This is a genomic window from Rhizobium sp. CB3060, assembly GCF_025200735.1.
Classification (GTDB): domain Bacteria; phylum Pseudomonadota; class Alphaproteobacteria; order Rhizobiales; family Rhizobiaceae; genus Rhizobium.
Genome location: NZ_CP104159.1, coordinates 499,053 through 520,891 on the forward strand (window position 1 = coordinate 499,053; position 21,839 = coordinate 520,891).

At 60.9% G+C, this 21,839-nt stretch carries 8 protein-coding genes; 6 read left to right on the forward strand and 2 right to left on the reverse strand.

What is annotated here, in order from left to right; genetic code table 11:
* Positions 1-259 precede the first annotated feature (259 nt).
* The 6 genes from N2601_RS21790 (at position 260) to N2601_RS21815 (ending at position 20,863) form a co-directional block, all read left to right on the forward strand.
* Positions 260-940: an invasion associated locus B family protein gene (locus N2601_RS21790; RefSeq protein ID WP_260304870.1), complete on the forward strand. Its 681-nt coding sequence runs from the start codon at positions 260-262 to the stop codon at positions 938-940.
* A gap of 19 nt (positions 941-959) precedes the next feature.
* On the forward strand, positions 960-2,750 hold the full coding sequence (locus tag N2601_RS21795) for a ShlB/FhaC/HecB family hemolysin secretion/activation protein (protein ID WP_260304871.1): 1,791 nt from the start codon (positions 960-962) through the stop codon (positions 2,748-2,750).
* Positions 2,751-2,770: 20 nt separating this feature from the next.
* Positions 2,771-3,232, forward strand: coding sequence for a hypothetical protein (locus tag N2601_RS21800; RefSeq protein ID WP_104826429.1), 462 nt, complete (start codon positions 2,771-2,773; stop codon positions 3,230-3,232).
* Positions 3,233-3,427: 195 nt separating this feature from the next.
* Positions 3,428-17,836, forward strand: coding sequence for a two-partner secretion domain-containing protein (locus tag N2601_RS21805; RefSeq protein WP_260304872.1), 14,409 nt, complete (start codon positions 3,428-3,430; stop codon positions 17,834-17,836).
* An 8-nt stretch (positions 17,837-17,844) separates the two neighbouring features.
* Positions 17,845-18,639 (forward strand): immunity 49 family protein, encoded by a 795-nt coding sequence (locus N2601_RS21810; RefSeq protein WP_260304873.1) that lies wholly within the window; start codon positions 17,845-17,847, stop codon positions 18,637-18,639.
* A gap of 391 nt (positions 18,640-19,030) precedes the next feature.
* On the forward strand, positions 19,031-20,863 hold the full coding sequence (locus N2601_RS21815; RefSeq protein ID WP_260304874.1) for a methyl-accepting chemotaxis protein: 1,833 nt from the start codon (positions 19,031-19,033) through the stop codon (positions 20,861-20,863).
* Positions 20,864-20,899: 36 nt separating this feature from the next.
* Here N2601_RS21815 and N2601_RS21820 read toward each other — a convergent pair whose 3' ends face one another.
* Both N2601_RS21820 and N2601_RS21825 read right to left on the reverse strand, forming a co-directional pair.
* Complete coding sequence (locus tag N2601_RS21820; RefSeq protein WP_260304875.1) at positions 20,900-21,565, reverse strand: alpha/beta hydrolase family protein; 666 nt, start codon at positions 21,563-21,565, stop codon at positions 20,900-20,902.
* An 84-nt stretch (positions 21,566-21,649) separates the two neighbouring features.
* On the reverse strand, positions 21,650-21,838 hold the full coding sequence (locus tag N2601_RS21825) for a hypothetical protein (protein WP_260304876.1): 189 nt from the start codon (positions 21,836-21,838) through the stop codon (positions 21,650-21,652).
* Position 21,839 lies beyond the last annotated feature (1 nt).

Genomic DNA, 21,839 nt, shown 5'->3' on the forward strand with positions numbered 1-21,839 from the left:
TTTTATTAAGCGATTAAATTGCATTCGACGAATACAAACGTAAATGTTGCAAAAATGCACGCTGCTCATCAAAAACGAGCGCGAATATGCGCCTATCTCAGTTCTAACTATCCGTGTGCCGAATGAAGTCTGCTATGGAGCAGGTCAGGCCGATGAGCGGCTGCACTGTCTCAAGTGCTGTTTCATGAATTCGATAATTTGTCGGTGGGCAAGGCGCTGTCTTGCTCAATCGAGTAGTTTTGACCTTAGGAAGGTTTGCATGACGTTTGCCGTCTTGAATGACATGTTTTCCACCAAGAGCCTCGCATCCGCAATTCTCGTGTCCTCCGTCCTGTGTGCGTCTTCGGGCATGGCTCAAGAGCAGCCGGCGGCAGGCGCGGCAGGGTCGACCAATGCTGGCGCTCAGCAGAATTCCGCTGGTACCCCTGCGGCGGGCCAGCCGGCGCCGCAAGCCCGTGTGCAGAAGTTTGACGACTGGTACTATCGCTGCGTCGATGGCAAGGCAGCGGACGGTTCGGCGACAACGAATTGCGAAGCGGCGCAGATCGCGACGGTGAAGCAGGGCGAGCAGGACGTCAACATTCTGACCTTGGCGATTGCGAAAGCGCCTGCAACGCCTGCGCCTACGCAGAAAGGCGGGAAGCAGGCGGTGAGTGATCTCGTGCTGACGACGCTTGTGCCACTCAACATGTACCTGCCGGCGGGGCTCAGCATCGATGCGAGCGATAAGCCCGTCGTTCAGCTTGCCTATCGCAATTGCAACCAGGCCGGTTGCTGGGCGCAGCAGAAGCTGGATGCGAAGATGGTCGCCGCACTTGCAAAGGCATCGGATGGGATCGGTCACGTGCAGATGATGAATGGCCAGAGGGTCAATATCAAATTCTCACTGAAGGGTTTGGACGCGGCTTTGGACGCGTTGCGGAAACCGGCTTCCAACTGACGGCGCGACTGAACGATTCATGACCTCGGCCCGGCAACCGACGGCTGCTCCACGCAGTCTTGCCTTCACGGCGTCCTCCCTCATCATGCGTATCCTTGCGTTGCTTATCGCAGCTTTGACGGCGTCGATGGCGGTTGCGCAGCAATCGCCAAATGACGATTTCGCCCGCCGTCATGCACAGCAGAATGAAGAAAAGCGCCTCGACGCGCTGCGCAAGAGCACGCCGAAGCCCTCGGAGCTACCGACCGATGAACGGCAGGCCGCCGGCGCGCAAAAAGGCGGCCCGTGTTTTGCAATCACGGATGTTGAGGTGGAGGGGGTTAAGCAATTCCCGGCCGCTGATATCGACAAGGTGACGGCACCCTATCGCAACCGCTGCATCGGTGTCGGCGATATCAACACGTTGCTCCGCGATCTGACCTATCTCTATCTCAACAGGGGTTTCGTAACCTCGCGTGCCTACGTGCCGGCGCAAGACATCGCCAAGACGAAGACATTGCATCTGGTCGCTGTCGAGGGCGATCTCTCCGACATCTACATCAACGGCAAGCCGGCGCCTGTTTCCGGTGTGATGGGCTCCGGCATGCTTGCCACCGCCTTTCCCGGCATGAAGGACCACATCGTCAACCTGCGCGACATCGAACAGGGCCTCGACCAGATCAATCGGCTGAGTTCCAACAACGCCAAGACGGCAATGCTGCCAGGCAAGACTAGCGGCACTTCCATCCTCAATATCGAGAACAAGCCCAGCCATCCCTGGCACGTCTCCTTCGGCAACAGCAACCTCGGCCAAGAGCAGACGGGATATTCGAAGACATCGACCTCACTCGGTTACGACAACCTCTTCGGCGTCAATGATCAGTGGAGCTTTGGCTACGAGCATACGGGGCCGAACTATCCTTGGCGGGATGACGGCCAAGGCCGGAGCGATAGCCTGACCGGCAATGTCAGCGTCCCCTACGGCTATTGGACGCTCTCGGCAAACGGCGCCTGGTACGGCTATGACAGTTCGGTTCCCGGCAATTTCGGGACCTTGCAGACGTCGGGCAATTCCAAGCAGCTCGGTGTCGGTGCCGACCGCGTCATCCTCCGCGACAAGGATTCGATCACCACCTTAAACAGCGGCTTAACCTACAAGGAAACCAATAATTTCCTGCTCGGCAGCAAGATCGAGGTCGGCAGCCGCAAATATACCGTCGGGGACCTCGGCATCTCTCACTCGCGGCGCATGCTGGGCGGCCTCTGGGTCTTCGATCTTTCCTACAACCAAGGTCTCAACCTCTTCGATGCCGTCGACCCAGGCGATGCCGGGGCAGGCAATGCCAATCCGCGGTTCTCAAAGTTCACCGGCACCATCACCATGACCCGGCCGCTCCAGCTCGGCGAACAGCGCTTTGAGGTCAATTCGATCCTGACCGGACAATATTCGCCGGACAATCTGTTTGGAGCCGAACAGATCTCGCTCGGCAGCAATTCTACTGTCCGCGGCACGCATGAGAGCACGCTTTACGGCAATGATGGCTTTTTCATTCGCAATGATTTCGTCTGGCGGACGCAGCCCTTCGTCGACAATGCCGCCCTTGCTAAATTGCTCGGCGAGTTCCGCCCCTATGCCGGGCTAGACTACGGCCGGATCGCCTCTCAGACGCGCTATCAGATCGAGGGCGGCGACATGCTCGGCTGGACCGTTGGGGCCAAGCTCGCAGGCGGCAATCTCAATCTCGACATCGGCTATTCCGACGTGCTGGCCGGCACTGTCGATAAAAAGAATACGGGACTGCTTTTCGTCAGCTCCTCCGTACGGTGGTAACCAACATAAAGAGGAAAATCATGAATTTAGTCATTCGAAAAGACAACAAGACAGCGCCTCTGGCGTTACGTTCTGCGGCTGCACTTCTTTGCTGTGCAATCGCGCTCTCGAGCTGCGGTGGCCGCGAGGCGCACCCGATCGCCTCGACCAATGTTGGCGACGGTGGGCTTGATTGCGGCGGGGTTTCGCGCGAATTCGCAGCCAACGAACGCCAGATTCTTGCAACGGTCAAGGAGCGCTCGCAAGCTCAAGGCAAAAACGTCATTCTAGGCGCCACCGGCGTTCTTCTCTTCTGGCCGGCGCTATTCTTCATGGATCCAAAATCACCGGAGAAGGTCGAGATCGACGCCTTGCGCAATCGCAACCAGGTGCTGACCGACCTTGCCCGTTCGAGAAAGTGCCCGGCGCCCAAGTCGCAATTGGGCGAAGTTTACAAGAGGCTCGACGGCGGTGTGAAGACGCCACCGGCCAAGAGAGACTAAAGCGAACTGTGCGATCGCGGCACAATCGGGGGCCGCCGCGATCGCACCAAATAACAGATTTTTTGTTTTAAATCCGTTTACCTCAAACCCATGCCGACGTTGACTCCCATCCCGAAGCCATGGTCTCGCTCTGCATGCCACTACAACCAAGACGGTATTGAGCTGTCGCAAAAATCAAGCACCGGAAGGCGTGCCATGAGCAGGATGATCGTGCGGCGTAAGCCTGCGACAGCAAAATGCGGCATCGAAGCAGGCGAGGTCCTTGGGCCGCCTCTCATGCGTTTTGCCCACCAGTCTTTGGCGCTGCTGCTGAGCGGCCTGCTGATATTCCAGCCGGCGATTGCCAATGCCCAATCGATCTCGGCAAGCACGACGGCCCCTGTCGCCAACCAGCCGAGTGTCGGAGCGGCTCCGAACGGCGTGCCGCTGGTCGACATCGTCACCCCAAACGCGGCTGGACTGTCGCACAACAAATACAACGACCTGAATGTCGGGACCCAGGGTGCCATCCTCAACAATTTCAAGGGCGAGGAAGGCACCTCGAACCTTGGCGGGGTGACGCCGGGCAATCCGAACCTCAATGCCTCGAACCCGGCCTCGGTGATCCTCAACGAAGTCACCAGCGGCAACCGCTCGGCGCTGAATGGCCCGACGGAAGTGTTCGGGACCAAAGCGGATGTCATAGTAGCGAATCCTAACGGAATCACATGCAACGGCTGCGGCTTCATCAACACGCCGCATGCGACGCTGACCACCGGTGTACCCACGATCGGCGCCGACGGCAGCTTGACGGGCTTTACCGTCAATGGCGGCGACGTCACCTTCGAGGGCGCCGGCGGCAATTTTGCGGCCAGCCCCGGTGCAGTCGATCTCTTCGACGTCGTCTCCCGCAGCATTCACGTCAACGGCCCGGTCTACGGCAAGACGCTGCGCCTGACCGCCGGAGCGAACAAATATGACTATGCGACAGGTGAGGCGACGGCGCTAACCTCCGTCTCCGGCACGCCGGAATATGCCATCGACGGCACGGCGCTTGGCGCCATGCAGGCCGACCGCATCAAGATCGTCGTCACCGAGAAGGGCGCCGGCGTCAATATGAGCGGCGACATGGCCGCCAATGCCGGAGACCTGACGCTGTCGGCCGACGGCAAGATTTCGATCGGCAATGTGTCGGGCAGCCAGGGCGTCTCCATCACCTCGAAGTCCAAGGTGACGGCCGCCAAGGTGAGCTCGAAGGCAAAACTCGCTGTTCAGGCCGATTCCGGCATTACGCTGCAATCGGTCGCTGCCGACGACGATATTACCCTGTCGAGCGGTGCCGGCCTGTTGAGTGTGACCGGCGACGTCAACAGCGCCACCAATCTTGTGATGACCTCGGCGGGCGGCATCTCTGGTGCGAACGTCACGGCCGGTGGAACCGCGACGTTGTCGGCCTCGGCCGGCAATATCAGCCTCACGGGGGCCGCCAGCAGCAAGGGCGCGCTGTCGATTACCGCCACCTCCGGATCAATCTCGGCCGCATCGCTGTTGAGCTACAACAATATCGGCCTTGATGCCGGCCTCGATATTTCCGTTGCCGGTACTGTCTTTGCCCAGGGCAAGATTGCCGCCACCGGCCGCTCGATCTCGAGCGGTGCCACCGTCTCCGGCCTCGACATCGCCGCAACGCAGGCGGATGCGGCCGGCAAAACCGTGCTGGCGAGCGCCGCCGACCTGCAACTGACGGCGACGGGCGGTGCGGTCAATGCCGCAAGCCTGCTGTCCTCCGGCAACATCACGGTCGATGCGACGTCGCTGACGGCCCAGACCATCACGAGTCACGGTACCATCGGCATCAACGCCACCGGCGCGACGGCCGCAAACGGTCTCGTGAATGTCAGCGGCCAGATCCTGGGCGGCAGTGACATCACCATCTCCGGGGCCGGCATTCAGGCAACGACAATCGCCTCCGGTGTCGATTTCACCGCCACCGATGCGGCCGGCGGTAACATTGCTCTTGGGACTGCCGGCACGCTTAATCTGTCCGCCGCCGCCGGCACGGTCGATGTCGGCACCTTGTTATCGGCCGGCGATCTTACCGCTCAAGCCGCGCTGCTGCAGGCCAACAATCTCACCAGCCACGGCAATATCGACATCGATGGCGGCGTCGATGTCGCCAGCCAGTTGCTCGGTGCCGGCGCGATCACCATCAACGGCAATACCAATGGCGTCAGCGCCGATCTTCTTGCCTCCGGCGTCGACTTTGCCGCGACCAAGGCGGCCGGCGGCAATATCGTGCTGGCGAGTAACGGCGATCTGACCATCGACGATAGCGCCGGCGCCGTCCAGATAGGGACGATCCTTGCCGCCGGCGCGATCGATGCAGTCGGCCAGACGATCACCGCCGACACGATCACCGGCCACAAGGACATCACGCTTGCCGGCGCCAGCGGCACGGCGACGGGCAGCGGCCGCGTCGATGTCAGCGGCCAGGTCCTTGGTGGCGGCAATGTCAGCATCACCGGCTCCGGCATCACCGCCGATGCCATTGTCTCCGGCGTCGATATCGCCGCCACCGACACCGCCGGCGGCACGATTATCCTTGGCACAACGGCCGCCGGAACCGGCAATCTGACATTGACCGCCTCTGGTGCGCTCACTGCCGGGACGCTGCTGTCTTCAGGCGATCTTAATGCGAGCGCCGCGAGTATCACCGCCGACAATATCTCGGCCCATGGCGACATGACGCTTGGCGGCGCCATCAGCGTGAGCGATCAGATCCTTAGCGCCGGCAATGTGCTGATCACCGGCCAAAGCCTGGCGGCCCAGACCCTCGTCGCCGGCATCGACTTCGACGCCACCAATGCCGCCGGCGGCACGATCGTGCTCACATCCAGCGGCGATCTGACGGTTGCGGTCAGCGGCGCCATTACAGCCCCGACCATACAGGCCGCCGGCAATCTCAATGCCAGCGGCGCGACGATCACCGCGGATGCGATCACCGCCCACAAGGACATTACCCTTGCCGGTGCGACTAACGTAAGCGGCCAAGTCCTTGGCGGCAGCAACATCGATATCTCCGGTTCCAGCATCAAGGCTGGCGCCATCGTTTCCGGCGTTGATTTTGCCGCAACGGCTGCCGCCAACGGCGCCATCGTCCAAACGACAAGCGGTGATCTGACGCTGGCCTCGACCGGCAATATCGACGTTGGAACGCTGCTGTCGGCCGGCGATCTCAATGCGACGGGCACCACCGTCGCCGCGGATGCCGTCACGGCCCATGGCGACATGATGCTCGGCGGTGCGATCGACGTCAGCGGCCAGATCTTGGGCTCCGGCAATGTATCGATCTCCGGCCAGAGCCTGTCAGCGCAGACCCTGGTCGCCGGTATCGACTTCGACGCCACCAATGCCGCTAGCGGCACTATCGTCCTTGGCCAGACCGGCGATCTGACGGTGGCGGTCAGTGGTGCCGCGGCAGCGTCGACGATCCAGGCTGCTGGTGCTATCGACGTCAGTGCAGCCACTGTCACCGCCGACACGATCACCGGCCATAAGGACATCACACTTGCCGGCGCGACGACTGTTAATGGCCAAGTCCTTGGTAGCGGCGACATCACCGTCTCCGGCTCCAGCATCATCGCCAGCACCATCGTCTCCGGTGTCGACTTTGCCGCGACAGCTGCGTCTGGCGGCGGCATCGTGCTCGCCAGCAGTGGCGATCTGAGCCTCACCTCGACCGGGATCATCAATGCCGGCACGCTGCTCTCTGCCGGTAATCTCAATGCTGCTGGTTCGTCGATCGCGGCGGACAGCATCACCGCTCATGGCGACGTGACGCTTGGCGGCGCCATCAGTGTTACCGATCAGATCCTCGGTTCCGGCAATGTGCTGATCACCGGCCAGAGCCTGGCGGCTCAGACCCTTGTCGCCGGCATTGACTTCGACGCGACCGATGAGGCTGGCGGTAATATCGTCCTCGGCCAAACCGGCGACCTGACCATTTCGGTCAGCGGCACTGCCGCGGCTTCGACCATTGAGGCCGCCGGTGCGATCGACGTCACTGCAGCGTCCGTTACCGCCGATGCCATCACCGGCCACGGGGCCATCACGCTTGCCGGCACGACCACGATTAGTGGTCAAGTTCTCGGCGGCAACGACATCAGCATCTCCGGCTCCAGCATCAAGGCTGGCGCCGTCGTCTCCGGCGTTGACTTCGCCGCCACGTCTGCTGGCGGCGGCAATATCGTCCTTGCCAACGGCGGCGATCTGACCCTTGCTTCGACGGGGATCGTTGATGCCGGCACGCTGCTGTCGGCCGGCGATCTCAACGTGACGGGCACCAGTGTCAGCGCGGATTCCGTCACAGCCCATGGCGATATCATGCTCGGCGGCGCGATCGACGTCAGCGGCCAGATTCTGAGCTCTGGCAATCTATCGATCTCCGGCCAAAGCCTGTCAGCACAGACCCTTGCCGCCGGCATCGACTTCGACGCCACCAATGCTGCCGGCGGTGATATCGTTCTTGGCCAGACCGGCGATCTGACGGTCTCCGTTAGCGGCGCGGCTGTGGCGTCGACGATCCAGGCCGCCGGCGTCATCGATGTTAGCGGCGCCACCGTCACCGCCGACACGATCACCGGTCATCAGGACATCAGCCTTTCCGGTGCGACCAGGATTAACGGTCAAGCCCTGGGTGGCGGCGACGTCACCATCTCCGGCTCCAGCATCGAGACCGGCACCATCGTTTCCGGTGTCGACTTCGCTGCCACATCCGCCGGCGGCGGCAATATCGTCCTTGCCAGCAGCGGTGACCTGACACTGGCTTCGACCGGCAATATCGACGCCGGCACGCTGCTGTCGGCGGGGGATCTCAATGCCAGTGGCACGACCGTCACCGCCGATGCTGTCACGTCGCATGCTGATGTGATACTCGGGGGTGCGATCAGCGTCAGCGGCCAAATTCTCGGCTCCGGTAATGTCTCAATCACAGGCCAGAGCCTTTCCGCTCAGACCCTTGTCGCCGGTATCGACTTCGATGCCACCAATGCTGCCAATGGCACTATCGTCCTCGGCCAAACCGGCGACTTGACCGTTTCGGTCAGCGGCGCCGCCGCGGCGTCGACCATTCAGGCCGCCGGGGCAATCGACATCAGTGCAGCTTCCGTTACCTCTGACGCGATCACCGGACATAAGGACATCACCCTTTCCGGCGCCACTGCCGTTAGCGGCCAGGTCCTTGGCGGCGGCGCCATCGACATCTCCGGTTCCAGCATCACAGCGAGTGCGGTCGTTTCCGGCATCGACTTCGACGCAACGGTGGCCGCCGGTGGCAACATCGTCCTTGCCAGCAGTGGCGATCTGACGCTGACCTCGGCCGGCGACATCAATACGGGCACGTTGCTGTCGGCGGGCGATCTCAGCGCTGCCGGTTCGACCGTCACTGCCGATGCCATGACGGCGCATGGCGATGTGACGCTCGGCGGCGCCATCGTCGTCAATGGTCAGGTGCTCGGCTCCGGCAATGTGCTGATCACCGGCCAGAGCTTAAGTGCCCAAACCCTTGTCGCCGGCATCGACTTTGACGCCACCAATGCTGCCGGCGGTGATATCGTGCTTGGCCAGGCAGGCGATCTGACGGTTGCGGTCAGCGGCAACGCCGCGGCATCGACCATGCAGGCTGCCGGCGCCATCGATGTCAGCGCGGCCACTCTCACTGCCGACGCGATCACCGGGCACCAGGACATCACGCTTGCTGGCGCGACCACAGTGAATGGCCAGGTTCTTGGCGGCGGCGATATCACCATCTCCGGTTCCAGCATCACCGCCGGCGCCATCGTCTCCGGTGTCGATTTCGCAAGCACGGCCGCTGCCAATGGCAATATCATCCAGACATCCAGCGGCGACGTCTCACTGACGTCGACGGGCGATCTTGCCATCGGCACGCTGTTGTCCGCCGGTGGTCTCACCGCGCAAGCGCTCGACCTGACGGCGGGGAGCATCACCAGCTATGGTACCGTCGATCTGAAGGCCAGCGGCACGACGACCGGAACCGGTCGCGTCGTTGTCAGCGGCCAAGTGCTGTCGGCCGGCAATCTCACCATCGACGGCAGCAGCCTCAGTGCCGGCCTTCTGGTGTCCGGCGTCGATTTTGCCGCGACCGATGCGGCCGGCGGCAATATCGTGCTCGGATCATCGGGCGCCATGAACCTCACCGTCTCCGGCAATGCCACAGCCGGCACCATCCTGTCTGCTGGCGACTTTGCTGCGACGGCTGCCGATCTTCAGGCCGGCAGCATCACCAGCCAAGGTAAGGTCGGGATCAACGGCAACGTCGATGTCACCAGCCAGATCCTGGCAGCCGGTGATCTCACCATCAACGGCGGCAGCATCAGCGCGCCGGTGCTGATCTCCGGCATCGACTTTGCCAACACCACCACAGCCGGCGGCAATATCGTGCTCGGATCATCGGGCGCCATGAACCTCACGGCGACAGGCGATATCGTCTCGCAAACCATGTTGTCGGCCGGCGACTTTACGGCACAGGCGGCCAATCTTCAGGCCGACAGCATCACCAGCCACGGTAAGGTCGGTATTCTCGGCAATGTCGATGTCAGCAACCAGGTGCTTGCCGCCCGCAACCTCACCATCAATGGCGGCAGCATCAGCGCCCCCACCCTGATCTCCGGCATCGATTTTGCCGCGACCAATGCCGCCGGCGGAAGTATCGTGCTGGCATCGTCCGGCGCCATGGATCTTGACGCCTCCGCCGGTCTTGCAACGTCGACCATGCTGTCGGCCGGTACCATTGACGCCAGCACTGCCACCATTACAGCCGGCGCCGTCACCGCCCATGGCGATGTCACCCTTGCCGGCAGCAGCAGTGTCATTGTCACCGGCCAGCTTCTGAGCGCTGATGACGTCTCGCTCTCCGGCCAGACCGTCCAGGTCGGTCAGGCCGTCGCCGGCGTCGACTTTGCCGCCACCGCGCAATCGTCAAACGGCGCCATTGCTCTTGGATCTAATGGCAATCTCGATATTGTTGCAGCCAGTGCCACAGCCGGCACGCTGATCGTCGCCGGCAACCTCGATGTGGCGGCCAGCGCCTTTACCGGCGGCAACATCACCAGCCACGGCACGGTGGCGATCGGTTCGTCCACCAGTCCCGGCGCGATTGCGATCAACGGCCAGCTTCTCGGCGCCAGCGACGTCTCGATCACCGGATCCAGCATCAGCGGCAATGTCATCGTCGCCGGCGTCGATTTTACCGCCACCAGCCAATCGGCCAGCGGCAATATTGTTCTCGGCAATGCGGGTGATCTGACGCTGCAGGCGACGTCCGGCGACATCTCTGTCAGCAGCCTGATGGCCGCCGGCAGCATCACCGCCAATGCGGCGGGCAATGTCAGCACCAATGCCGTTGCCCATGGCGACCTGACGGTAAATGCCGGCAATGCGATCACGCTTAGCGGCCAGTCGCTGGCCGCGCGCAACGCCAATCTTGCTGCCCGGTCGATGACAATCAACAGCCTGGTGTCCGGCGTCGACTTTGCCGCCACCAGTGCGGCCTCAGGCGGCAGCCTGATGCTGCAGCACACCGGCGCGCTGACGCTTGCCGCCTCCAGCGGCAGTATCAGCGCCAATGTACTGCTCGCCGGCGGCAGCGTTGCCGCCACGGCAACGCAGAACATCGGCTATGCCAGCCTGCAGAGCCTTGGCAATGCCACGCTCACCGCACCCGGTTCCATCAGCTATACCAGCACCACCCGTGTCGGCGGCAATCTCACCCTCAACACCGGCGCCCTCGATCTTTCCGGCAGCCGGGGCAGCGCGATTGCCGGCGCCGGCACGCTGATCGTCAACGCATCCTCCGCCAACCTCTCCGGCAGCAATCTCGTCTTCGGCGGCCTGACACTCAATCTTTCCGGCAATGCCGACCTCTCCAATGCTGACGTCAGCGCCGTCACCAATGGCGGCGGCTCAGGCGACATCACCGTTTCCGCCGCAGGCCTTACCACGACGGCCGGCACCTCGCTGCTTGCCGCGCACGACCTGACGCTTAATCTGCCGTCGCTCGGTAATGCCGGTCAGCTCGCCGCCGGCAACGATCTCACCTTCAACGTATCAGGGGATTTCTACAACAGCCCCTCCGGCCTCGTCTTTGCCGGCAACAACGCCAACTTCTTCGTCGGCGGCGTGCTCACCAACGACCAGGGGGCTCTGCTGTCCGGTAATGGTCTTGCCATTGCAGGGCCAGGCGGCGGTCGCAATGGCGCCGTCGTCAACTCCGCCGGCCTCATTCAGTCCGGCGGCAGCATGTCGATCCTGACCAACGGTCTGACCAACACCACGACCTCCGGACCGGTGATCCAGCGCAATGTGCAGATCTCCAACACCATCCTCAGCGCTTATGATCTGATCACCGAGACCTACAAGTGCGAGACGCGGTGCGGCACCGGCTCGGGACAACATGAGCCGACCTATGCCTGGACGGAGACCGTCGACCATCTGGTGAGCCAGATCGTCTCGCAGGATCAACTGATCTCCGGCGCCGGCGCTTCGGCCAAGATCCGTGCCGGTGGTCCCCTGACCATCAATGCGATCAATCTGACCAACGCCTATAGCTCGATCGAGTCCGACAGCAACATGCTGCTGACCGTCGCCGGCACGTTGACCAATGACGGCGCGACGCTGAACCGCACCACCACGACCACCTGCGACAGCTCTACGCCCTGCCAATATTATCCTGACGTCATCAAATCCGATACGACGCAGGGCGGTCCGGATTGCAGCGGCCCCAACAATCCCTGCATCGGCAGCAACGATCCGTCGCTCACCTATTCCGACAATCCCAATGGCAATCGTGACGCTTCGAGGGACCTTGCCGCCGGGTCAACAGTGAGCCTACAGTCGATCGGCGCCATCTCGGGCGTCATCGAGGCGCGGGGCGCGCTCGTCATCAATGGCGGCGGCACGGTCAACAACGTCGCCGCCAATGGCTCGATCAACGGCGGGGTTGCCATCGATGCGCCGGCAACCGCGAGCAATCCGCTCGGCGCCTTGAACAACATGACGGCCGGCGGCGCCCTGTTCAACGTCAATGCCGCACTCGCCAGCGTCGCCGCCAATAGCGGTGCCAGCGTCGGCAGCGGTCCGTCGCTTGCAAGCACCAGCACAACGATTGCCAGCGGTCCGACGGTCAATGGCAGCAGCCTGACTGCAGGCAGTACCTCGATCAGTGGCGGTAGCCTGACGGCGAATGGCAGCGCCTCAGTGGACGGGAACAGCGTGGCTGTCGCTAACGGCGTTTCGATTAGCGGCGGCAGCTTGACGGCGAATGGTAGCGCCTCGCTGAGCGGCAACGGCGTGACCGCCGCCGGCGGACCTTCGATCAATTCGACTGCCTTGACCACCGGTGGCGCCTCGGTCAATCCCAATAGCCTGATGGGCAAGCTCACCGCCGCCATCGGCAACAGCGGCAATCTTGCCCAGATGCTGCAGGTGAATGGCGCTCAGCTCGCCGCACTTGCCAAGCCGCAGTCCGGCGGCGTCGGCGGCACGGTGCCGGGCCAGGTCTTCCTGTTCGAAACGCGGGCAGCCTTCCTCGACGTATCGAAGTTCTACGGCTCGGCCTATTTTATCGACCGGATCGGCTATACGCCGGAGACGCAGGTTCCCTTCCTCGGCGACGCCTATTTCGACAACCAGCTCATTGACGAGCAGTTGCGGCAACTGGTCGGCGATGGCCTCGGCGCCGGCTCCTTCATCCCCGGCAACAATGCCACCGATCAGATGAAGACGCTTCTCGACAATGGTGTCGCCTATGCCGAGGCCAACGGCCTTGCCCTCGGCCAGGGGCTGACGCCCGAGCAGGCGGCTTCGCTCACCCAGTCGATCGTCATCTACCAGACCGAGATCGTCGACGGTGCGCAGGTGCTGGTGCCGGTCGTCTATCTCTCGGCCGCCGACCGCGCCAAGGTCAACAACAGCGCCGCCGTCATTGCCGGCAACACGGTCAGCATCGATGCCGGCTCCGTCGACAATTCCGGCGCGATCGCTGCCGCCGACGGCATGACCATCAATGCCACCGACATCAAGGCCAATGGCGGCGTCTTCCTCGCCGGCGGCAACATGAACCTCAATGCCACCAACGGCATCACGCTGGCCGCCCAGACGATGAACATCGGCGGCCAGACCGTCGTTGCCGCCAATGGCGGGGTCACCGCCGGTGGCAATCTGAAGATGGATGCCGGCGCCGGCAGCCTGACGCTCACCGGCACCAAGGTCGCCGCCGGCGGCTCGGCCGAGCTTTCCGGCAAGACCGTAACGCTTGGCGCCGTCAAGCAGGACAATGGCGGCACGCAGGCGCTCATCGGCACCACTGTGACGACGGGCGGCAATCTCTCTATCGCCGGCACGAACGGCGTCAACATTATCGCAAGTTCCGCCAAGGTCGGCGGCGACCTTTCCGTCCTCTCCTCGAACGGTTCGGTCAACATCATCTCCGCCGGTGTGGAGAACACCGTCCTTACCAAGGACCGGCTGAGCCTTGCCCAAGGCGGCACCATCACCACGACCACCAGCCAGATCCAGCAGGGCTCGTCGCTGATCGCCGGCGGCGCCATGCTGGTCTCCGGCAATCAGGGCGTCTTGATCGCCGGCTCGACGCTCGATGCCAAGGGCAATCTCGGCATCGTCTCGACGGGCGGCAACATTGCGATCACGGCGACTGAAGATCAGACTACCAGCCGGTCGAAGACGATCGCCGGCCTGGCCACCGGCTACAAGGGCGGCAGCGCGTCCTCGACTTCGGTGACCAGCAACGGCTCGTCGATCACCTCCGAGAATGGCAAAGTGACCGTCGAGGCTGATGCCGGCAATCTCAGCGTCATCGGGTCCGATATCGCCGCCAAGGGAGGCACCGCCACCCTGGTCGCCAAGGGTGACATTACCATCGGCGAAGCGGCCGACAGCGCTTCCTCCTCAAGCAAGTCCGGAAATACCAAGAGCAGCGAGACGACGACCACGGCTGAGGGATCGACGATCTCCGGCCAGACCGGCGTCAGCATCGCCTCCACCGGCGGCAACGTCACGATCTCGGCTTCCGACGTCACCGCTGGCGACGCAAACCACACCGCCGATGCCAAGATCAGTGCCGCCGGCAACATCGTCGTCGCCTCCGGCAAGGATACGGAAGAGACGACCTCCGACAGCAAGTCGAGCGGCTTCCTCTCCTCCAAGAAGACCCATACGCACACCTATGACGAGGACACCGTCGGCTCCTCCATTACCGCATCCGGCAACGTCAACGTCGCCGCTGGCGGTGAGACGGTCGTTTCCGGTTCCAGCATTGCCGCCGGCGACAATCTCGCCCTCTCCGGCTCGACCGTCACCGTCATGGCGGCAGAGGAAGAGCACGAGAGCGACAAGCAGACGAAGAAGGCCGGCATCGGCGTCGGTTCGGGCGGCGGGTTTATCTCGATTTACGGATCGAAGGAGTCGAAGAGCAGCGAGAGCGAGATAGACAATATCGGGTCAACGCTTTCGTCTGGCGGCACGACAACCATCACCTCGACGCAAGGCGACGTCAACATCTTCGGCTCCTCGTCGCATTCCGGCGACGGCACGGTCATCTCGTCGGCGCGAGACGTCAATATCGCGCCGGGTGCAGAGGAACAGTCTTCTTCCAGCCAGACCAAACGCTCCGGCTTCGGCATCAACTTCTCCGTCGGTAGTGGCAGCGTCTCCGTCGGAATCGGGGTTGGCACGTCGGAGGAGAAGCGCTCGAAGGACGCCAATATCAATGCAGTGAGCTCGCTCGACAGCGACGGCGGCATCACCATCACGGCCAATCGTAACATCAACGATCAGTCCGGCCAGATTGCCGCCAACGGCGCGGTCGATCTGATCGCCGGCGACAGCGTCAACATGCTCTCAAGCAACGACGTCACCAATGCCTCGGAGATGCAAAAAAAGAGCTTTGCCGGTGTCAGCATCACGGTGTCGTCGCAACTGATCAGTGCGGCTCAGTCCGGGGTGCAGGCTGCCAGCTTGCTTTCGGGTGACAGCGGCGTCTACGGTATCGCTCCGGCGGTGTTGGCCGGCGTCAATGGCTACAAGGCGATATCCCAGACAGTGGCCGCAATTAAGGCTAAGCCGGATCCGGACACTGGTCTCCGCCCCGCGGTCGCGTCGATCTCGCTGACCGCCGGCTACAGCTTTAGCGAAAGCTCGTCGGAATCGACGACATCGATCCCCGTTCCACCCGAGATCCGTGGCAGCTCGGTCACCATCATTGCCCAATCCGGCGATGTCGTCGGCCGTGGCGTACAGATCAGCGCCGGCGTCGGCAAAGACGGCCAAGCTACGACGACGACCGACGATCCCAACAATGGCAATGTATTGATCTCCGCGGCCGGTAATGTCGATCTCGAAAGCGTACAGGCAACCAGCGACGGCAAGAGCAGCAGCAAGGCCGGTAGCGTCAGCGTTGGTGTAGCAGCTGGAATTGACGCTGGCGGCAATATCTTGGGCGGTGGCCCAACCGCCAACGCAAGCTTTAGCTCCGGCAAGGAGACCAGCAATTCGGTCACCCAGGTCAATTCGAATGTCTCCGGCACGAACACAGTGACCGTCGTTTCCGGCGACACGCTGACGCTGGCGGGCGGCATTCTCTCCGGCAACACGGTCAATGCCAGCGCCGCCAATGGTATCAATATCGAGAGCCGTGAGGACATCGCATCCTATGACGAGAAGACGAAGAGCGCCCAACTCGGCATCAGTTCGGGTGGCGTCAGCGGCGGCTACAACCAGGGCACAATTGCGGGCGAATACGCCAACGTATCGCAGCAGAGTGGCATCTTTGCCGGTTCAGGCGGCTATCACATCGCAACAGACGGCACCATCGAGCTGGTCGGCGGCTTTATCGGCTCGAGCGCCGATCCGACGAATAACGATCTGACCGCCAATCAGATCCTTTATTCCAACATCGAAAACTCGATGTCGGCCTCCTCGGCCAGCTACGGCTTCAGCCTTGTGGGTGCCGGCATTCCTATCCCAGTCGTCGGTCAGCCGGCGAAGCAGGACGATCACGGCGAGACGCTGGCGACGATCACGCCCGGAAACTGGAACCTGACGAACCAGCAGCAGGATCTCGCCAGTCTCAATACCGACGCCTCTAAGGCCAACACCCCGGTCGATCCCTTCGACATCGACAAGCTTAAGGCGCAGCAGCAGAGCGCGGCGGCCTTGTCGCAGCTCGCCAATATGGCGATCGGCTCCCTTGCCAACAGGATGCAATGGGACGAAGGCAGTCCGGAGAAGATTGCCCTGCATGCGGCAGCAGCCGCCGTCGTCGCGCAGCTAGCTGGCGGCAACGCCGGTCAGGCCGCCGCAGGGGCAGCCGTGGAAGAGCTCGTCAACGGCATTCTGCAGGATGTGCTCGCTGCCAATCCCAATCTGACGGATGTGGAGAAGAAAGCCGTCGGCGAATGGGCAGCTGCTTTCGTCGGCGCCGCAGTCGGGGGCACATCAGGCGCCGCTGCAAGCCTTGATAACTTCAATTACAATTACCTTTCACACCCGCAACGTCGCGCTGCGCTCAATGAAATTAAAGAAAAATGTGCAGATGGAGATCAGGCTTGCGTCAATGCAATCGTTAAGAAATACCTGCAGCTCAATTATGACCAGGAAGCTGCGCTCCTCGATTGCCGGACCAGCGCCTGCGTCCAGGCCGTCAAAGATTCTTTGGCCGATTCCGCTGAGACCCTTCAACAGGACGCGGAAGATCTCTCCAAATATTCGGAGAAGCTTGCCGATAGACTTTTGACGCAACAGCAGAGCGTCAGTGGCGCTGAGGACCAAACCTCCGTCGATCTGAGGTACGCTCAAGCTGCTGCGTCCTATTGTGAAGCACACCCGGGCGACAACAACTGCTCATTGAAGGGCAAGCTGCTGGTGGTGACGGCGGATGGCGTAACTGCCATTGCCTTGGGCGGCTTGGGCGGGGCGTCGATCGGTGCGGTTGAGCAGGCAGCCGATCAGATTCAGCGAGCTACCGCCGAGTCCGTGGAGGCGAGTGCGAAGACAGGCGTGCCCTCAGGGATCGGAAATGTCACTGAATTGACCCCGGTTTCGCCAACAACTTCCGGAAACATCAGTGCAGGTTCCGTCGGTCGCAATGGTCTCGGCATAATTGGTCTTACCCCTGCCCAAGAGGTAGAAGCGAGCACCATAGCCACATACGGCGATCAGACCGGACAGTTGACCGAGCGACTCGTCGATTCCGTCGCTGCCGATCAGGGTTTGACCGTATTGAGTGGCGGCAAATATGGCAATGGCCGCAACAACGGCTTTGACCATGTCCTGGAAGCACCTGACGGCAGCGTTACTATTATTGTAGACGCGAAGCAGATGAATAGCGGTTCGTTTTCACTATCGAACAAGGGTGCGGGCAACGCGCAACAAATGTCGGATTTGTGGGTCGACAACGTGCTGGACGCACTCGATCAGACTTCGCAAGCGGTTACTAGTATTCGAAATGCAATCAACAACGGCACACTTTACAAAGCGGTGGTAGGAGTTGACAAGGCGACCGGCAAATTGATGATGGTCCGCGTAAAATAGGGTGATGCATGGCTGATGACGATCCAAGTGAAGCCGCTAAGAAGCGCTTAATTCATGTGAAAGGACATGTCGAAGTAGGCTCTCTTTCCGCCCAACAGGCCCTATCTTTTATTGAAAATAGCAAAGGCAGTTTCGAAGGATGTTTGCGTACTCTTCGCAGCTATGCCTTCGCAAATGCGATATATTCATGGTTCGGCTTGCAGGAATTGGACGCGATGAAAGAGTGGTTCTTTCTCTCAGCGAGCCTGCGAAAAAAAAATTATGAGATCGAAATTGACAGGAACAGTGCAATGGCGAAGCTTTTGGAACTTTTGCATCCGTTGCTGTCAGACAATAGAGACCTAATCGAATGGTATGCGAATAACCCGGATCTCTACTATCAAGATCGTATCGAGAATACGAAAACTAGTGATTTCTTTGCCTATCAGGGCGTCGTTGCAATTCAGGGCGATTGGGATCGCCTGAGAGATCGCTGCGCACGGGTTTTGGCCGATCCGCCGAAAACGTCGCAGCTGAAGAAATACATCATCGATCACCAGTTTTTCCTGGCGCTGGCGAATCATGACCTTCCGCGTATGGAGGCGGCGATTGCTGCAGTCGCCGAGCCGCGGGCGGTGCGGAACCGGGCTAACGACGAAAGTGGATATACAGAGAGCCTGATTTCAACTTACGCTGTTATTTATTCTAAAATTGCCTGGTTCCATGGGTTTGAAGTTAAGGTCAACTCTCCTTTAATTCCAGCGGACTGGCTCCCTATTCAGCCCTTGTTGCGTTATGATGTCCGCTACAGATTCTTAGCTTAAGGGGCTGCAAGGCTCTTTGAGAGAAAAACTATTTTCAGCTATGCCCAGCAACTACGGGGTCTATCAGCCTGCATCATTCTGGTGATCAAAGAATCTAGTCTGACGTTTGCATAAGGGAAGAAAAGATGGAGCGGCTCTGCAATCGCGTGAAGCTGAAGCGCGACGGATGAAAAGTCGCCCGTCGCGCTCAAGTATAATTCCTTCTCCCTAAGCATATCTCGGTCGCCTAGTCTGGTCTCCCGATAGCACACTTGCAAAGGTCCTCTCAGCGATTCTCGCAAAGATAGTATATCGTGCTTTTGTAATGCAAGTTACTGTAGTAAATCAGCAAATGACAAATAATTAAGCATGTTTGTGTAGTCTCGTATTCTATCTTTACGGGGAGGCACCCATGGCGTCAATTCAGAATAAAATCATCATCGCAAGCGTCGCGATTTTCGCGTTGGCAGGGGGCGCGACGGGTGTTGGCGTATGGTCGACATCCATCCTATCCGGAAACAACGCCGAAGTTGCTCGTTCGGCACAAGTGCTTCGAAACCACATGCAGGCCGACATGATGCACGACGCGCTTCGCGCTGACGTGCTTGCCGCTCTGCTGGCAACCAATCCGGCTGCCGGTTTGGCGGCGGACGCGGTGAAGGCTGATCTGGCGGAACACGAGGCGTCGTTCCGGGAAATGATCGCGGCCAACAAGGCACTCGCGACCGATGCGGCCACGCAACATGTGCTTGCCGGTCTTGAGCCGCCGCTCCTTGCCTATATCGACAGCGCCAAGAAGATGGTCGACCTTGCAGGCAAAGATCAGTCCGCGGCCATGAAATCGCTGCCAGAATTCATGAACCAGTTTTCCGCCTTGGAAACTTTGATGGAACAGACTGGAGATCAGATCAACGCGGTCTCCGAAGAGATCACAAAGCGTAGCGCTGATACGCAAGCTCTTGTCGACACGCTTTTGAAAGTGATTCTCGGGCTGACCGCGCTGTTCTCGGTCGGTCTCTATTGGCTGACCCGGAAGACGGTCACCAAGCCGATGCTCGCTCTTTCCGGCGACATGAAGAAACTTGCGAGCGGCGACACCAACATCACCTCCGCAGGTGCCGGTCGTTCGGATGAAATCGGCGCCATGGCATCGGCCGTCGAAGTCTTCCGACGAGCAGCAATTGCCAACAAGCAGCTCGAACACGACGCCGAAGCAGCTCGTGAGGAGGCCGAAGCGGACCGGATCGCGTCGCGAAAGCAGGCCGATGAAGATGCCGGCGCGCGCCTTCGTGCCGCCACATCGGGCCTCGGTGCCGGGTTGAAGAGGCTCGCTGCCGGCGATCTTGCGTTCCAACTCGATGAGCCCTTCTCCCCGGACTTCGAGAGCCTTCGCCATGATTTCAACAGCTCGGTGAAGCAACTTGGAGATACGTTGAGCGCCATCTCAATGGCGATCACGGCGATCGACGACGGCACCAGGGAGATCGCATCGGGCGCCAATGATCTTTCCAGACGAACCGAACAACAGGCAGCATCGCTTGAAGAGACGGCGGCGGCACTCGATCAGATTACGGTGAACGTGTCGAATTCGAGCAAGCGCACGGACGAAGCCCGCGCAGAGGCGACGAAAGCAAACCATAGCGCCGCAAAATCCGCCGAAGTCGTGTCGCATGCCGAAGAAGCAATGCGCCGTATCGAGGCCTCCGCAGAACAGATCTCCAGCATTATCGGCGTTATCGATGAAATCGCCTTCCAGACAAATCTTCTGGCGCTGAACGCAGGCGTCGAAGCTGCTCGCGCAGGCGAGGCCGGCAAGGGTTTTGCCGTCGTCGCGCAAGAGGTGCGTGAACTCGCACAAAGATCGGCTCAAGCCGCCAAGGAAATCAAAGGACATATCCAGAAGTCCTCGGACGAGGTCGAAAGCGGCGTGAAGCTGGTGCTCGATACCGGTCAGGCTCTGAAGACCATCAGCGGGCAAATTGCCGGCATCAATCAGCATATGGACGCGATCGCCACCTCCGCCAAGGAGCAATCGACCGGGCTTGCCGAAGTCAACGTCGCCGTCAATTCCATGGATCAGACAACGCAGCAGAACGCGGCGATGGTCGAACAGTCCACGGCCGCATCGGCGAGCCTTGCTCAGGAAGCGGCCAAACTTCGCGATCTCGTCTCGCAGTTCAAGCTGCAGGCGGCTGCGATGCAATCCGTTGCGCCGCGCCGCGTAAGGGGCGATATGGCCGCGTAACGGCTCCATTGACTGAGCTCACTGTCACGCGTGCGCTCAGTCGGGTGCTTTTCGATTGCCAAGGCCGGCACCCCACGCCCGCACGGTCTCGGCCACCGTCCTCAGGTGGTCGGCGGTCGTGAAGCCCGAAACTGCCTTACGCGGCTTCAGATCATGATCGCCATCTTCGAGCCAGACTATTTCAATGGCGTCCGACAACACATAACGGGCCACTTCCTCACGAGTGCCGAATTCATCGCGTGTGCCCTGGCAGATCAAGGCCGGAGTCTTCAATTCGGCAAGGTGCGCCGTGCGCAGATTTTCGGGTTTTCCCGGCGGATGAAAGGGGTAACCCAGGCAGAGCAGACCGGCGATCTTGCCGGCCGCGTAGAGTTCGTCCGCGATCATGCTTGCTACGCGGCCGCCCATTGATTTGCCTCCGATAATGAGCGGACCGGTGGCGCCGAACTCCGTGATCGCTGCCAGATATTCGTCCTTCAGCGTTTCCGCCCGGGGCGGCGGTTTTCGTAAGCCGGAACTGCGCCGGCTGGCCATGTAGGCGAATTCGAAACGAGCAACACGAATATTGCGTTCGGCGAGGGCGCCAGCGGCAGCGTTCATCGAAGCGGAATCCATCGGCGCACCCGCGCCATGCGCGAGGAGAATGGTGATTCCAGCATCTTCCGGGCCTTGAAGAAGAAACTTGCCGTTTGCGATCGTCATGCGGCTAGTTTTCGCCCATGCCTTCCGGTTTGACAATCAGGCGCATGAAAAACCTGGATCAAACAATCGCAGGCCGAACGGCAGTTAAAGCCGTTGCTTTGTTCCGGCGCTTTTGCCATCGGAGCTTTTCGAACGTTCCTCGAAGCGCTCGGGACCTTTTGCAAGGCTCGAACCTTTTTTGGCTTCCACTTTCTTCTCTTCCTTCGCTGCGCTCTTCCTCAATCCACGCGCGGCTTGCCTACCTTTTTCTGTAGGTGCTTGCTCGATACCCATT